15 protein-coding genes are annotated in these 15,983 nt (G+C 62.5%); 6 read left to right on the forward strand and 9 right to left on the reverse strand.

The features are described from left to right. From MKD49_RS16670 to MKD49_RS16710, 9 genes are all read right to left on the reverse strand, one after another. Window positions 1–756: an electron transfer flavoprotein subunit beta/FixA family protein gene (locus tag MKD49_RS16670; RefSeq protein WP_034332360.1), complete on the reverse strand. Its 756-nt coding sequence runs from the start codon at window positions 754–756 to the stop codon at window positions 1–3. A gap of 220 nt (window positions 757–976) precedes the next feature. Beyond that, the gene (locus MKD49_RS16675) at window positions 977–1,936 is read right to left on the reverse strand and encodes a D-glycerate dehydrogenase (RefSeq protein WP_204725179.1); all 960 of its coding nucleotides are present in this window, start codon (window positions 1,934–1,936) and stop codon (window positions 977–979) included. Between the two features lie 22 nt (window positions 1,937–1,958). Next, window positions 1,959–2,903: a sugar kinase gene (locus MKD49_RS16680; protein WP_305882130.1), complete on the reverse strand. Its 945-nt coding sequence runs from the start codon at window positions 2,901–2,903 to the stop codon at window positions 1,959–1,961. A gap of 11 nt (window positions 2,904–2,914) precedes the next feature. Continuing rightward, window positions 2,915–3,658 carry a sugar phosphate isomerase/epimerase gene (locus MKD49_RS16685; RefSeq protein WP_252696860.1) on the reverse strand — a complete coding sequence of 248 codons (744 nt, stop codon included), beginning with the start codon at window positions 3,656–3,658 and terminating at the stop codon, window positions 2,915–2,917. Further along, window positions 3,655–4,389, reverse strand: a complete 735-nt coding sequence (locus MKD49_RS16690) for an amino acid ABC transporter ATP-binding protein (protein ID WP_088756750.1) — start codon at window positions 4,387–4,389, stop codon at window positions 3,655–3,657. The genes MKD49_RS16685 and MKD49_RS16690 overlap by 4 nt, the downstream gene beginning before the upstream one ends. Continuing rightward, window positions 4,376–5,026: an amino acid ABC transporter permease gene (locus MKD49_RS16695; protein ID WP_121038556.1), complete on the reverse strand. Its 651-nt coding sequence runs from the start codon at window positions 5,024–5,026 to the stop codon at window positions 4,376–4,378. Before MKD49_RS16695 ends, MKD49_RS16690 begins: the two co-directional genes overlap by 14 nt. Then, window positions 5,026–5,721, reverse strand: coding sequence for an amino acid ABC transporter permease (locus tag MKD49_RS16700; RefSeq protein ID WP_121038554.1), 696 nt, complete (start codon window positions 5,719–5,721; stop codon window positions 5,026–5,028). Before MKD49_RS16700 ends, MKD49_RS16695 begins: the two co-directional genes overlap by 1 nt. Window positions 5,722–5,847: 126 nt before the next feature. Further along, entirely contained in the window at window positions 5,848–6,651 is an 804-nt protein-coding gene (locus MKD49_RS16705) for a transporter substrate-binding domain-containing protein (RefSeq protein ID WP_121038551.1), read from the reverse strand. Between the two features lie 303 nt (window positions 6,652–6,954). Continuing rightward, entirely contained in the window at window positions 6,955–8,082 is a 1,128-nt protein-coding gene (locus tag MKD49_RS16710; protein WP_252696861.1) for a substrate-binding domain-containing protein, read from the reverse strand. A gap of 394 nt (window positions 8,083–8,476) precedes the next feature. Between MKD49_RS16710 and MKD49_RS16715 the strand changes: the two genes are divergently transcribed. From MKD49_RS16715 to MKD49_RS16740, 6 genes are all read left to right on the forward strand, one after another. Then, entirely contained in the window at window positions 8,477–10,588 is a 2,112-nt protein-coding gene (locus MKD49_RS16715; RefSeq protein ID WP_252696862.1) for a TonB-dependent siderophore receptor, read from the forward strand. A 714-nt stretch (window positions 10,589–11,302) separates the two neighbouring features. After that, window positions 11,303–12,490, forward strand: coding sequence for an acyl-CoA dehydrogenase family protein (locus tag MKD49_RS16720; RefSeq protein WP_252696863.1), 1,188 nt, complete (start codon window positions 11,303–11,305; stop codon window positions 12,488–12,490). Window positions 12,491–12,628: 138 nt separating this feature from the next. Beyond that, on the forward strand, window positions 12,629–13,588 hold the full coding sequence (locus tag MKD49_RS16725) for an ABC transporter substrate-binding protein (protein ID WP_121038542.1): 960 nt from the start codon (window positions 12,629–12,631) through the stop codon (window positions 13,586–13,588). Window positions 13,589–13,591: 3 nt separating this feature from the next. Beyond that, window positions 13,592–14,389 (forward strand): ABC transporter ATP-binding protein, encoded by a 798-nt coding sequence (locus MKD49_RS16730; RefSeq protein ID WP_088756766.1) that lies wholly within the window; start codon window positions 13,592–13,594, stop codon window positions 14,387–14,389. Then, a complete protein-coding gene (locus MKD49_RS16735) occupies window positions 14,386–15,204 on the forward strand; it encodes an ABC transporter permease (RefSeq protein WP_034331325.1) in 819 nt (272 codons plus the stop codon). Before MKD49_RS16730 ends, MKD49_RS16735 begins: the two co-directional genes overlap by 4 nt. Before the next feature lie 114 nt (window positions 15,205–15,318). Further along, window positions 15,319–15,879, forward strand: coding sequence for a nuclear transport factor 2 family protein (locus MKD49_RS16740; RefSeq protein WP_134134823.1), 561 nt, complete (start codon window positions 15,319–15,321; stop codon window positions 15,877–15,879). The last annotated feature ends 104 nt before the right edge of the window (window positions 15,880–15,983 follow it).

Consider the following 15,983-nt stretch of genomic DNA (forward strand, 5'->3'; position numbering starts at 1 on the left):
TCAGATCACCTTGGCTTCATTTTTCAGTTTGGCGACCAGGGTCGCGACATCCGGCACCTTCACGCCGGCGCTGCGCTTGGCAGGCTCGGTGACCTTCAGGGTCTTCACGCGCGGGGCCACGTCCACGCCCAGCTCGTCGGGCTTGACGGTATCGAGCTGCTTCTTCTTGGCCTTCATGATGTTGGGCAGCGTGACGTAACGCGGCTCGTTCAGGCGCAGGTCGGTGGTGATGATGGCCGGCAGGGTCAGGGCCAGGGTTTCCAGGCCGCCGTCCACTTCACGGGTCACGGTGACCTTGCCCTCTTCCAGCACGACCTTGGAAGCGAAGGTGGCTTGCGGCCAGCCCAAGAGCGCTGCCAGCATCTGGCCGGTCTGGTTGCAGTCATCGTCGATGGCCTGCTTGCCCAGGATGATCAGCTGCGGCTGTTCCTTCTCGGCCAGGGCCTTGAGGATCTTGGCCACGGCCAGCGGTTGCAGTTCGACATCGGCCGCCACTTCGGCCAGGATTCCGCGATCGGCACCAATGGCCATGGCGGTGCGCAGGGTTTCCTGGCACTGGGTCACGCCGGCGGAGACGGCGATCACTTCGGTGACCTTGCCGCCTTCTTTCAGGCGCACGGCTTCTTCCACCGCGATTTCGTCAAACGGGTTCATCGACATCTTGACGTTGGCGATATCGACGCCGCTGCCGTCGCTCTTGACGCGCACCTTGACGTTGTAATCCACGACGCGCTTGACTGGTACTAATACTTTCATCGCATGGCCCTTGCAAAAAGGAATTGACGTAAACGTAAACTTCCGCAGGATTATAAAAGCAAAACGGGGTGCCTACCGGTTTTTAGCACGATCGTTCTTTTTAATGTTCGCAGCATACACCAAAGATTCACGTGAGCGGAAGAGGAAATGAAGAGAAGCTGAAAAAAACTTCATGCAGCGGAATTGAAGCGCGGCCTGCCCGCAGGCAACACCGCGCTGTTCAGACCGCCAGATGGGGGACCGGTTCGCCGCGCAGGCCGGCCAGCAGGTTGGAGACGGCCAGCTCGGCCATGGCCAGCCGGGTTTCATGGGTGGCCGAACCGATATGGGGCAAGGCCACCACGTTGGGGAGTTGCAGCAGGGGCGATTCGGCGGGCAGCGGCTCGACTTCGAACACATCCAGGCCGGCCCCGTAAATGGTCTTGTCCTGCAGGGCCGCAATCAGCGCCGCCTCATCGACGATGCGCCCGCGCGAGGCATTGATGAAGATGGCGCTGCGCTTCATGAGCGCGAATTCGCGTGCGCCGATCAGGCGTTCGGTATCGGCGTTCAGGGGCAGCATGACGCAGACGAAGTCCGCCTGGGCCAGCAATTCGTCCTGGCTGACATAGCGCGCATCGAGTTCGCGCTCGGCCTCGGGATCGGGGCGGCGGTTGTGATACAGGATCGGCATGCCGAAACCATGATGCGCCCGCCGCGCCACCGCAGAGCCGATGCGGCCCATGCCGATCAGGCCCAGCGTCTTGCCGTGCACGTTCACGCCGAACTGGGCCTCGCCGATGCTGCCCTTCCAGCGACCGGCCTTGACGTATTCGGCCAGCTCCACCACGCGGCGCGCAGTGGAGAGGATCAGGGCAAAGATGGTATCGGCAGTGGCTTCGGTGAGCACGCCAGGCGTATGCGCCAGCATCAGCCCGCGCCGGCGAAAATAATCCAGGTCGAAATTGTCCACGCCCACCGAGATGGTGGAGGCGATCCTGAGTTGCGGCGCGCCCTCCAGCATGTCGTTGGTGATGGGCAAGCTGGCACCGATCATGCCGTGGGCAGTCTTCAGTGCCGCGAGGAAATCCGCACGGTTGTCTTGCGTAATGCGGTCAAAGAGCGTCACGTTGCATTCCGCCTGCAGGCGCTGCAGCAGATGTTCGGGCAATTTTTTGTAGACGACTACGTGCGGCTTCATGGCGGTTCCTGTGAGCGTCGAATCAGGCCGAGGCCGCCTCCAGCTCGGCCCGGGTGGGCAAGCCTTCCATGTCGCCCACCACCTGGATGGCGAACGCCCCGATGCGGTTGCCGCGCATGACGGCCTCGGGTACCGGCAAGCCTTCCAGCATGCCGCTGATGACACCTACTGCGAAGCCATCCCCGGCGCCCACGGTATCGACCACTTCCTTCACCGGCACGCCAGCCACCCTGCCCTCGCCTTCACGGTTGCGCCAGTAAGCGCCTTCGGCGCCCAGCTTGATGACCACCATCTTCACACCGCGCTCCAGGTAGAAGCCGGCAATGGCGTGCGGATCTTCATATCCGGTCAGAAGCGTCCCTTCCGACAATCCCGGCAGCACCCAGTCCGCCTTGAAGGCCAGCGCATTCAACTGCTGCGCCATGACTTCGCGCGAGGGCCACAGCATCGGCCGCAGGTTGGGATCGAAGGAAATCGTCTTGCCCTGCGCCCGCATGAACTCCATGGCGTGATGGGCAAAGGCCATTGTCGTGGGCGACAAGGCCGGCGCGATGCCGGTGGCGTGCAGGTGCCGCGCCGCGCCGAAATACGCCGGATCGAAATCCTCCAGCGACAGATGGCTGGCCGCCGAGCCCTTGCGGTAATACTCGATGGCGGGGTCTGCTCCATCCACCGCCTTGGCCTTCAGCTGGATGGCCGTGCGGAATTCCATGTCGGTCAGCACGCGGCTGACCTCCACGCCTTCCTGCGCCACGCGCTTGCGAATGAAGCGGCCGAAGGCATCATTACCCACCCGGCTGGCCCAGCCCACCTTCAAACCCAGGCGCGCCAGGCCGATGGCCACATTGGTCTCGGCACCGGCCAGGCGGCGCGTGTATTTTTCCACTTCTTCAAACGGGCCGACTTCATCGGCCACCAGCAAGGCCAGGGCTTCGCCCCAGGTCACCACATCCAGTTGCATCGTCATTGTGCTTGTCCTCAGACGGCCGCCAGCATCGCCACGTGGCGGCGCGTCGTTTCTTCCAGATCCGTGCCCACCAGCGGGAATTCGATGGCCCGCAGGATGCCCGTGGGGAAATGCGCCAGCATGGCCGGCCAGTGCGTATCCTGCGCCTGCAGCGGCACGGCCTTGAGCTTGCCCTTGTCTTCCTGCACGCCCTTGCAGTGCACGTAGCGCACATGCGGTGCCAGCGAGCGCGCGGCGGTCTCGGGATCGACGCCCTGCCAGTGCCAGTTGCCCATGTCGAAGGTCATGCCGAAGGCATAGCCATTGCCGGTGCACAGCGCCAGGAAGCTGACGATGGGCTCCAGCCGTCCGCCCTGCGGGGTCTGGTCATTTTCCAGCAGCACTTCGATGGGGGAATGCGAGAGGAAGCGCAGCAGCGATTGCAGATCACTTCCTGCAGAAAAATGGCCGAGTGATACCTTCAGGAAACGTGCACCGATCTCCTCGGCCTCGTTCATCGCCTGCCCGATCTGCTCACGATCAAATCGCCCGTCGGCACGGAACAATTCCAACGGGGCGGAATACACCGAGAACAGCTTGTGCTGCTCCAGCAAGGCGCGCAAGGCCGGCAGGTCCTGCGGGCCATCGAAGAGCTCACGCCGTATTTCAAGGCCAGCCGCCCCGGCCGCCGCCACCATCGGGACCAGGTCGGCATGGCCGACCCGCCGCACCAGGTCCGCCCCATAGGCCGAGGCGGCGACCAGGACCGGACTCACTTGAGGGCCCCGGCACCGATGAACTGCCTGGCTTCCGGGGTCTGCGGATCGGCGAAGAATTCCTCCGAAGGCCGCGCTTCCCACACCTTGCCCTGGTGCATGAAGACGGTGAGGTCCGCCACCCGGCGCGCGAACTCCATCTCGTGCGTCACCAGCAGCATGGTCATGCCGCCGCGTGCCAGCTCTTCCATGACCTTCAGCACTTCGGCGGTCAGTTCCGGGTCCAGTGCCGAGGTCACTTCATCGAACAGCATCACCTGCGGCTCCATGGCCAGCGAGCGGGCGATGGCCACGCGTTGCTGCTGGCCGCCGGAGAGCTGCTCGGGATAGGCGTCGCGCTTGTGGTCCAGGCCGACCTGCTTCAAGACCTTGATGGCGGTCTCGCGGGCAGTGTCGGTGGCGGTCTTCTTGACGATGCGGGGTGACAGCATGATGTTCTCCTCCACGGTCAGATGCGGAAAGAGATTGTAATGCTGGAACACCATGCCCACATCCTTGCGCAATTCGATCAGGTGTTCATGCTTGTTGGTCAGCTTGTGGCCGGCCACGGTGATGCTGCCACCGTCGATGGTCTCCAGCCCGTTGATGCAACGGAGCATGGTGCTCTTGCCGGAGCCCGAACGGCCGATGATGGCCACCACCTGGCCGCGCTCGACCGACAGCGAAATGCCGTTCAACACCTGGTTGCTGCCGAAGCGCTTGGTGATGTTGTCAATCTCAACGATGGGCATGGTATTTCCTCTCCAGGGCAAAAGCGAAACGAGACAGCGGATAACAGAAAACGAAGTAGATACCGGCCACGATGGGGAAGACCAGGAAAGGCTGGAAGGTCGCATTGCTGACCAGCTTGCCGGCCTGCGCCAGTTCCACCAGGCCGATGATGGAGGCGATCGAGGTATTCTTGACGATCTGCACCAGGAAGCCCACGGTCGGCGGCAGCGAAATACGCACCGCCTGCGGCAGGATCACGTAGCGCAGCTGCTGCCAGCGCGTCATGGCCAGGGCAGTTGACGCTTCCCACTGCGGCACCGGTACGGCCTCGATGCAGCCGCGCCAGATCTCGCCCAGATAGGCGCTGGAATAGATCGTCATGGCGATGGTGGCGGCCACCATGGGCGGGAGCTTGTAGCCGAAGATCGCCAGTCCGTAGAACGACAGGAACAGGATGATCAGCACCGGCGTGCCCTGGATGATCTGTATATACACCGCCGAGAGCAGTCGCAGCGGGGCCAGATGCGAGGTACGCATCAGGGCCACGATGAAGCCGGCGATGCCGCCGCCGATGAAGGCCAGCGCCGAGAGCAGCAGCGTCCAGCGCGCCGCCTCCAGCAGGAACATGAAATTATCGAAGGAAAATTCAGCGAGCATCACATCCTCCTCGGACGAGCCACGCCCAGGCGGCGACGGCGTTTGAAGACCACCAGTCCGATCAGCCAGAAGGCCAGGCGGAACAGCAATGCCAGCAGGATGTAGAGCACCATCACCACCAGGTAGATCTCGAAGCTGCGGAAGGTCTCGGCATCGAGCAGGTTGGCCGTGGCCGTCAGCTCCTCAGCCGAGATGGCCGAGACGATGCTGGAGGCCAGCATCATCAGCGTGAACTGGCTGGCCAGTGCCGGATAGACTTTTTCCAGCGCGGGTGTGAGCACCACATGCCGGATCACCTGCCCGCGCGTCATGGCCAGCGCCTGCGCCGCCTCGATTTGCGAGGGGTGGATGGCCATCATGCCGGCCCGCACGATCTCGGTGGAGTAGGCCCCGAGGTTGACCGTCATGGCCACCAGCGCGGCGATGTTGGCATTGACCTGTACGCCGATGGAAGGCAGGCCGAAAAAGATGATGAACAGCTGCACCAGGAAAGGCGTACTGCGGATCAGCTCCACGTAGGAGGTAACTGCCAGCCGCGCCGGTGCGCTGCCATGAATGGAAATGATGGCGCCGAAAATGCCGACGGCCAAACCGCAGATCATCGACAGCGCGCTCAACCGTATGGTGAGCAGTGCGCCGACCAGCAACTGATCCAGGTGCTGGAAGATGAACGCGAACTGAAAATCGTAATGCATCGTGTGCTCCTCCGACAAACCCGCGCCGTCCGCTCATCCCCTGAACGGCGCGTGATCTGTTCTTCTCAGGCTGCGCAGTTCATGGCTGCGCAGCCGCTTCTGCAAGACAGATTCCGCAGGACGGAATCAGAACACCGGCAGGTTGGGCAGCGGGCCGGCCCACTTGCGCGAGATGGCATCGAGTTCGCCGTTGAGCTTGACGTAGTAGATGAAGTTGTTGAGCCACTGCTGCAGCTCATACGAGCCCTTGCGCACGGTCATCGAATTGGGTTGCACCGAGTACGGGAACTTGACTTCGATCTTGCCCTGGCCACGGCTCTTGACGATTTCATTGGCCATGGTGTTCGGAATCGAGATGGCATCGACCTGGTTCGACAGCAGCGCCTGGGTCACCGTAGAGTCATCCTCGAAACGCACCAGCACCGTGCCCGGAGGCGCCAGGCGGGTCAGTGCGGTGTCGTTGGTGGAGCCGCGCGAGACGCCCACTTTCTTCTTGACCAGGTCATCGAGCTTCTTGAAGTTGCTGCCCACCGGACCGACGATGGACAGCTCGAAACCGCTGTAGGGAATCGTGAACAGCACCGACTTCGCACGTTCAGGCGTGGGAGCCAGGGTGGCGGCCAGCATGTCGACCTTGCCCGATTCCAGCGCCGGGATACGGGCCGGCGGCACCAGCGGCACGATCTCCACCGGCAGGCCGAGATACTTGCCGATCAGGTTGGCCACATCGACGTCATAGCCGATGGGCACGCCCTTGGCATCGACCGAACCGAAGGGCGGTGTGCCGCTGACCACACCGATGGTGATCTTGCCCTTCTTGGTCAGCTCGGCGATGCTCTGCGCGCTGGCGCTGGCGGCGGTTGCCACTGCGCAGGCAGCGGCCAGCGTCAGTGCGACGAATTTTGCGTTGAAAATGTTCTTGATGCTCATCCTGGTCTCCTGATCAATCAATGCCGTGTGGACGGCAGTCCGTTGAGTGCGACAGGCACCGAATCCCGCTGCCCGCTGGTGCGCGGCCGCAGGGACTCGCTTGCCCCTCTTTGTTGCTGCCTGCTTGTGCTTCCCGCTTGCAGGTCTGTGATGCGGCCGGAAGGCCGTAATACGGTTGCGTGCTGCTGAAATACGGGCGCCATCTTTACTGAACAGCTCTGCAGTCCTGTTACAAGGTCTTACCAGTAGTGCGCAGTGCCACGATCAAAGGCCTGCACCTTGGTATCGGTTCCAGCGATGGGCCTAACTGCCGCTCGCTGGCGCCATCGGCGCGGGCCGGATCTTGCTCACGATGCTGCTCGCCAGCGCGCGCTGCGGATGGCCGTCCACACTGGCGGTCGAACCGCGGCAGATGAGGCGGGGATCGAGCAGCATTTCCATGCGCACCGAGCGCTCGCCGTGGATGCGGACCAGCAAGCGTTCGATGGCCGTAAAGCCGATGTCATAGGTCGGTTGTTCGATGGTGCTGATGCCGCTGCCCACCAGCGGTGACCATGCCAGTTCATCGAAACACAGCAGGCCCACGTCATCCGGAAAGCGCAGCGACATGCTCTGCAAGGCCAGCGCGATCTGCAGCGAGACCATGCCGTTGCCGGCCAGCAGGGCCACTCGCCCCGAGCTGCCGGCGGCCGCCCGGCGTAGAAAATATTCGCGCACGACCGTGGCCACATGGCCGGGCTGGTCCACATCCACTTCCAGCGTCTCGCCATGGCAATCGGGACGTTGCGCCATCGCCTGCAAAAATCCCGCCTGCCGCCCCTGCCGCGAACTCACGCCGAACAGCGGCTGCACCACCAGTGCAATATCCGTATAACCCTGCGCCAGCAGGTGATGCGTGGCCAGTTGCGCGGCCTTGACGTTGTCGAGGCCGACCAGGTCGAAGTCGCAGCCTTCCACGTGCCGGTCCAGCAGCACCACCGGAAAGGCCGCCTGCCCCAGCTCGCGCAGCGGCGTCACGTTGCGGCCCTGGGTGTTGAACAGCAGGCCTTCCACGCTGTAGGAATGCAGGGCGGCCAGCGACTGCTTCTCGCGCGCCTCGTCATTGCCGGTGTTGCACAGCATGAGCGTGTAGCCATGCTTCTGGCAGGCCGCTTCCGCACCATGCAGCACGGCCACCGAATAGGGATTGAGAATGTCCGCCACCAGCATGCCGATGAGGCGTGTGCGCCCACCCTTGAGCCCGCGCGCCATCTGGCTGGGCTGATAGCCCAGGCGCTCGATGGTCTTGCTGATCTGGTCGCGCAGCGGTGCCGAGAGCGCGTCGAATTCGCCGCCCAGGTAACGCGATACGCTGGTCTTGGACACCCCGGCCTCCCGCGCAACCTGCGCAATGGTGACCCGGTCGGTGCCGGTCTTGGTGTGTTGTCTCACTATTGCCCGCCAAATCGTTGAACTGCGTCGGTTGATTTGTCTGAAGGCTCCGGGCTGCTCATTTATATGAATCTTTTGGAACCGGTTCCAAGATAGCAGCGGGATCCAGGCGGGTCAAACTTATTTCAGATGAAAAATTTGAGCAGATGCCATGAACGGCGCGCTCACGTTCTCGCAGGGCAATATGAATGGATCAGCGCATGGGACGGGGCCTTTCCGGCGATTGCTTCATTCCCGCCGTTCAAGGTCTGAAGCCCGGCTCCTGATTGATGCAACGCGCCAAACACCCTGTACGCGCACCAGGCGCCAAGATGCAAACGATCAGTAAATATTTGTTGCCAAGCACAAGAATGCGATATCATGAATAGTAATTATTCTCATTATTATCTGATTCATGCCCTCGCTCTCCCCCGGCGCTCTCGCCGTCCTGCTCGCTTTTTCCGTATTGCCCGCTTCTTCCGTCCTGGCGCAGACTGCCAGCACGGACAACAGTGCGGCATCAACCCAATTGCCCACCGTCGATGTGGTCGCCGATGGCGTCAACGACACCAGGTTCAAGGCCACCCAAAGCCAGGTCAACAAATCCAGTACGCCGCTGTCGCAAACCCCGCAATCGGTGTCGGTGGTCACGCGCTCCATGCTGGACAGCCAGCAGGCCGTCTCTCTGGCCGATGCGCTGGAGAACGTGCCCGGCGTGGTGGCGCAGCAATATGGCCGGCGCGGCTGGGATGACCTGATCATCCGTGGCCAGGTCGCTTCCGATTCGCTGTATCTGGATGGCCTGCGCACCACCGCCAGCTCGCGCGTGGCCGAGCAGCTGTTCGGCCTGCAGCAGGTGGAAGTGCTCAAGGGACCGGGCTCGCTGCTGTATGGCCTGGTGCTGCCGGGCGGGCTGGTCAACATGGTCAGCAAGCGTCCGCAAGGCAATGACTTCGCCAACGTCGACGTCACCGTGGGCAGCCACGACTTCTACCAGACCACCGTGGACATGAACAAATCGCTGTCGGAAAACGGCAAGCAGGCTTTCCGCATCAACGGTCTCATTTCCAATTCGAACGACGCCACCGACAACGTGTGGTTCAAGAACCGCTACATCGCGCCCTCGCTGTCGCTGGACCTGGGTGCGCGTACCGACTTCACCATCCTGACCAGCTACCAGGAACGCAGCTACGTGCGCCAGCAAGGTCTGCCGCTGTCGGGCTCGATCAACAGCAACGTCAACGGCGCGCTGCCGCGCAGCCTGTTCATCGGCGAGCCGGGCGCGCGTCCGTATGCCGCCAATGAAACCCGCGTCGGCTATGCGCTGACGCACCGCTTCGATGACGGCTGGACGCTCAACAACAACGTGCGTTACCAGCAGTTCGAGATGAGCGGGCAACTGGTAGCCAACAACGTCCTGTCGAGCACCGGCCGCAGCCTCACGCGCACCGGTACCGACCAGACCTATGAAGGCCAGACCTTCAGCATCGACACCAATGTCCAGCGCAGCTTCAACACCGGCTTCGGCAAGCACGAGATCACGCTGGGCACGGACTATCTCAATTCGCGCGAAGACACGCTCTCCTACACCTGCACGGTGGCGGCGCTCAACGTCTACAACTCGGTGTATGGCGCACGCCTGAATTGCCCGACCACACCCAATACCTATACCTCAACCAGCATCCGCGATACCGGCTTGTATGCACGCGACAACATCCGTTTCGGCGAACGCTGGCAATTGCTGACCGGCCTGCGCTACGACAACGTCTCGACCTACTCGACCAACCTGCGCACCGGCGCGCATACCGACACTCCGGCCAGCGCCACGACCGGCTCGGCTGCATTGATGTATGAGTTGCTGCGTGGTGTACGTCCCTACATCAGTTACGCGACCTCGTTCTATCCGAACAGCGGCACCGATGTGAGCGGCGGCACCTTCAAGCCCGAGACCGGCAAGCAATGGGAAGCCGGCGTGAAGTTCGACCTCGACGAAGGCCGCACCAGTCTCAACGTAGCCGTGTTCGACCTGCGCCGCCGCAACGTGCTGGTGAGCGATCCCAACAACACCGGCTTCAACATTGCCGTGGGTGAACAGCGTTCGCAGGGCGGCGAGATCAGCGTGACCTCCGACTTGCGCAATGGCCTGAGCCTCAACGCGGGCTACTCCTATACGGCGGCCATCGTGACCGATGACGGCGGCCAGCGCAGCACCACCGTGGGCCAGTGGCTGGACAACGTCCCGCGCCACAACTTCACCACCAGCGCCCGCTATCGCTTCAAGGGCCAGCTGGCCGGATGGGAGTGGAACGGCGGCGTGCACGGCCAGAGCATGATGCGCACCAACGGCTATACCCTGCCCGGCTACGTGCTGGCCGATACCGGCGTGGCCTACAACGCCGAACGCTGGCGCGCTGCGCTCAACGTCAAGAACATCTTCAATACGCACTACTACGCGGGCGGTCTGGCGCGTGCAGTGGCCTTGGGGGATGACCGGACCATCTTGCTGACGCTGGGGTATCGTTACTGATCTCCTGTCCCGCCTTCTCGTGATTCAAGATCGGCCGCTTTCATGCGGCCGATTTTTTTATCCAATGATTCGACATGAATGGCTCATTCGCGGCGAGCTGCGATGCAATCATTCATGTATGGGGAATGCCCACTGACATTCTTCCATGCGAATCCATACAAGATCAATTGCAGACCATCGCGCAGCACGGCTGTGCCGATGCGCATTGGCGTTAGGCGTTACGCCGCACGGGCACATTGAATCAACACGCAATAGAAAAAAAGAAGACATCCCCTCACCGCAAGGACTGCAGGGAAAGAAGAAAAGAAAAAGCAAAAGAAAAGTGGCGGACTCCCGAAGAAGTCCGCCCGAAATGAAGGCCAGAAGGAGCCTGTGACGAAACTGAACAGTGTTTCCTTTCAATCTCGGCCCCCATGGTAGTCAGTCCCTTCCACTGCAGGCAAATCCGCACCACCGATTAGCCGCATCAATACTGCAAATACTTCTCCAAGCAGGGCATCCACCCTCTCGCGTTTGGTGCAGGATCGCGCCAAACGCCCTCCCCATGCGGGTTTCGCGCATCATGCGGGTGCACCATGCACAAGCCTGCGTGCCATCCCGGAGCAGCCTAATCATTATTACTAATATTCATTCGGCCAATTCCTAAATAGAATTTGACCCTGATTTGACCCAGGACGACACTCAGCTACCTCCTTTCAACCAAAGTGGTGTGCCATGAATTCGATCACGCTCGATGTTTATCCCGTCCAGAAAAAAATCGTCACCGCTGCCCCACCGCATGCGGACTCTCCCGAAATGGATACGCTCATTGCGGAAGTGACCGCACGCCGCGACGAGTTCGAGCAGCTCGGCCACGTGCCGCGCGACATCGTGGCCACCATGAAGAAGGCCGGCATCTTCCGCAGCGGCACACCACGCAAGTTCGGCGGCGAAGCCCTGGCCCCGGCGCCCTTCCTGGCCATGGTCGAACGCATCTCCAAGGCCGATGGCTCGGCCGGCTGGGTGGCCGCCTTCGGTTCGGCCAATACCTATCTCGCCGCCCTGCCCATCGAAACGCAGCGCAAGATCTACGCAAGCGGCCCCGACCAGGTCTATGCCGGCGGCCTCTATCCGCTGCAGGAAGCCAAGGCCGTCCCCGGTGGATGGGAAATCACCGGACGCTGGCACTTCGCCAGCGGCTGCAAGGGCGCAGACTGGATCGGCGTGGGCATCAAGGACAGCAGCGGTGCCGACGACGGCACACCCAAGCCCGCGCTCATGGCCGTGATGCCGGCTTCTGAAATCGAGATCATCGACAACTGGAACGTGGTCGGCATGCAAGGGACCGGCAGCCACGATACCCGTCTCAAGGACAAGTTCGTGGCCCATGAATGGACCTGTGCCCGGGGCGCGGCCGGCCTCATCGACGAGCCGCTGTATCGCTATCCGGCCCTGGCCTACCAGGCCGAAGTGCACGCTGCCGTCAACATCGGCCTGGCGCGCGCCGCGCTGGACATCGTCACCGACATGGCCGGCGGCGCCAAGATCATGCCGGGCGCGCTGCGCCTGGCCGACCGCGCGTACTACAAGATCAAGCTCGGCGTCTCCGAAGCCAAGTGGCGCAGTGCCCGCATGTTTTTCTACGACGCCTGCGAACAGGCCTGGGAACAGATCGTGGCGGGCAATCCCGTCACCGAAGAGATCGACATGATGCTCAAGCTCTCGGCCACCTATGCCGCACGGGTCTCGATGGAAGTCGTCAACGACGCCTACCAGGCCGCGGGCATGGCCGCCATCCAGCGCACCCATCGCCTGCAGCGCATCGTGCGCGATGCGATGGTGGTCACGCAGCACGCGGCGCTGTCGGAGTTGAATTACGAAAGCGCTGGCGCGCTTTTTGCAAAGCTGGGAATCAAGCGCTGATGCGCCTCCCCTCCTGAAAAATTGCCTGCGCTCATGCCTGCGCTGCAGGCGCAAGCGCTCCCCGTGTTTTGCCTTTGTTACTGCCGTGCCTGCCATCTCCACTGGCGTTTCACCAACTTTACAAAGAGGACCCAGCCCGTGACCCACTCCACCGTTTCGCCACAACGCCGCAAGCTGCTGCTCGGCGCCGCCTCCATGCTCGCTGCAGGCGCTGCCCCTGCCCTGCCAGCCCTGGCCCAGGGCGCGCCCGTCATCATCGGCGTCGGCGCTGATCCCGTCTTCACGGCCTTCTACGTCGCCGCCAACGAAAAACTGTTCGCCAAATATGGCGCCCCCAACGTCACCGTGCAGTCCTATACCGATGGCGGCGAAGCGCTCAACGCGCTGGTGGCCAACCAGGTGCAGCTGGGCTGTGCCGGCGAACCCACGCACATCGTGCGCCTCTCGCGCGCCGAGCTGCGTCCGCTGGCCGTGACCTATCAATCCAAAACCTACGTCAAGCTGGTGGCACGCAAGGCCATCACCTCGGCCGACAAGATCAAGAAATTCGGCATCGTCGCCGGCTCGGTCTCGGAATACGTCACCGGCCTGACCCTCAAGACCCTCAACATCGACGCCGCCAAGGTCGAGATGGTGCGCTCCGGTCCGCCGGAACTGCCGGCCCTGCTGGCCCGCGGCGACATCGATGCCTACTTCGTCTGGGAACCGTGGCCCACGCTGGGCGTGCAGCAAGGCGGCCACATCCTCATGACCGCCGGCGACGTTGGCTACACCAGCACCCTGTGGCTCTCGGCCAATGCCAACTGGCTGGCCGCCAACAAGGAAGTGGCCGGCAACATCCTCAAGGCCCTGGCCGAAGCCTCCGAGATCACCCGCAAGGATCCGCCGCGCGCGGCGCAATCGGTGCAGGCCATCACCCGCATCCCGGTGCCGCAGACGCTCAATTCGCTCAAGGACATGGAACCGATCGTGCGCGACTTCACCGACACCGATCTCAAGACCGCCAATGCCATCGGTGAATTCCTGCTGTCGAAACAGGCCATCAAGGCGCCGGTGGACATGAGCAAGATCCTGCAACGCGGTTTCTACAAGGGGTAAGCCATGGGACATGGATCTTCAGTTTCCATCAAGCGCGTCGGCCTGACCATCGGCAAGAACGAGATCATGGCAGGCATCGACCTCGATATCCGCGCAGGAGAATTCATTTGCCTGCTGGGCCCCTCGGGGTGCGGCAAGTCCACCCTGCTCAATGCGATTGCGGGCTTCCAGGATGTGGCCGGCGAGATCAGCGTGGCCGGCAAGCGCGTCAAGGGACCGGGGCTGGATCGCGGCGTCGTGTTCCAGTCGTCCGAGGCGCTGTTCCCGTGGCTGTCGGTGCGCGAGAACGTCGAGTACGGTCTCAAGCTGCGCGGCATCCCGGCGGCCGAACGCCGTTCCGCTGCCGAGCGCTATGTCTCGCTGGTCGGCCTGAAGCACGCCATCGACAAGTTCCCGGCCGAGCTCTCCGGCGGCATGCGCCAGCGTGCGCAGATTGCCCGGGTGCTGGTCAATGAACCGTCAGTGGTGCTGATGGACGAGCCCTTCGGCGCCCTTGATGCGCAGACCCGCGAGGTGCTGCAAAGCGAGCTGGACCGCATCTGGAAAAGCACCGGCTGTACCATCGTCTTCGTCACCCACGACATCTGGGAAGCCATCCTCCTGGCCGACCGCGTGGTCACCATGACGGCAGGTCCGCGTGCCCACATCAAGACCATCGAAGAAGTCGACCTGCCGCATCCGCGCGATCCGGCCGACCCGGCCTGCATGGCACTGTATGCCCGCATCCGCGACGACATCGGTGCAGAAGTCACGCGCGTGCTGCGCGCACAAGGTTTGATTGAAGAGGAATCCGTACAATGACCCAGCTCACACAGACAGCCTCCCCGACGGCACAAGAGTCGGCCATGCCATCCAGCCTGGGTCGTCGCATGAAAGCAGCCCGTCCGTTCCTGATCTCGGTGGTCGCCATCGTCGGCGGCCTGGTGTTGTGGCAACTGGTCTCGATGACCACCTCGCCGCTGTTCCTGCCCTCGGTCTCGATGACCTGGGCCGCCGCACTGGAACTGATCAGTGACGGCACCCTGCAGCAGTCGGTGCTGGCCTCCTCGGGACGCATCCTGGCCGGCTGGGGTGCGGGCGTAGCCATCGGCGTGCCGCTGGGCATCTTCATGGGCCGCTTTGACCTGGTGCGGCAATTGCTCGATCCCTACATCGAGTTCTTCCGCTTCATCCCGCCGATCGCCTTCGTCACCCTGGCCGTGATCTGGCTTGGCCCCGGCGAACTGTCGAAGATCGCGCTGATCTTCTACACCACGGTCTTCATCGTCACGCTCAACACCATCGCCGGCGTGCAGGCGGTGAACCCGCTGCGCCTGCGTGCCGCGGCCTCGCTGGGTGCCGGACAATGGAAGATCCTGACCACCGTGATCCTGCCCTCGACCGTACCCTTCATGGTCACCGGCGCCCGCATCGCGATGGGCAATTCCTTCCTGACGGTGGTCTCGGCGGAAATCGTCTCGGCCCGCGAAGGCCTCGGTGCCCTGATCTGGACGGCGCGCAACTTCAGCCGGACCGAGTGGGTGTTCGTGGGCATCATCGCGCTGGGCCTGCTGGGCTACCTGTTCGACCGCGTACTGCGCATCGCCACCCGCAAGCTGCTGGCGCGCTACCTGTAAGCCCCAAGCCCCTCCTGGCGGCGATGCACTGATCGCCGCTGCCAACCCTGCGCTTGTATGCAGGGTTGGCTTTTCCCATCCATACAAGATCAAGATCACGAGAGACCACGCACCATGACCGACTTCACCCAGGAAATCCAGCAACTCAAACGCCGCCTCGACATCCTCGAAGCCGAGGCCGACATCCGCCGCATCCAGGCACGCTACATGTTCCTGTGCGACACGCCCTGCCCCGAGCCGGTGGCCGATGACGCCGAACGCATCGAGAAGATCCTCGAGCTCTATGCCGAAGACGCCATCTGGGAAGGCGTCGGTTCCTACTACGAGGGCCAGTTCGGCCAGGCTGTCGGCAAGGAAGCGATCCGCAAGCACTTCCAGGCCTTCTGGGGCCAGAAGAAGGATCCGGAACTGCTCCTGAACGTGCACTACCTGACCTCGGAACAGATCCACGTCAATGCCGACTGCACGCACGCCGATGGCCAGTGGGTGCACTGCCAGCCGTGGATCTTCGGCGATGGCTCGTCGCTGCTGCGCTCCAGCCGGCTCAACAACCTGTTCAAGAAGGTCGATGGCGTGTGGAAGATCGCACGCACCCGTACCGAAAACGTGTTTGTGGCACCGCTGGCTTCCGGCTGGGCCAACAATGTGCCGACCTATTCGGTGCTGATGAAGTAACGAAGCGCTGCATTCTTCAAACGATACAAATCATTTATATCGTTTGGCGTTTCACGCTGCTGTTCGTTGTTGATGAGATGACCGGGAAGAGGCTGCCGCCTCTT

It is taken from the genome of Herbaspirillum sp. WGmk3 (genome assembly GCF_023952535.1).
GTDB classification, from domain to species: Bacteria; Pseudomonadota; Gammaproteobacteria; order Burkholderiales; family Burkholderiaceae_D; genus Herbaspirillum; species Herbaspirillum huttiense.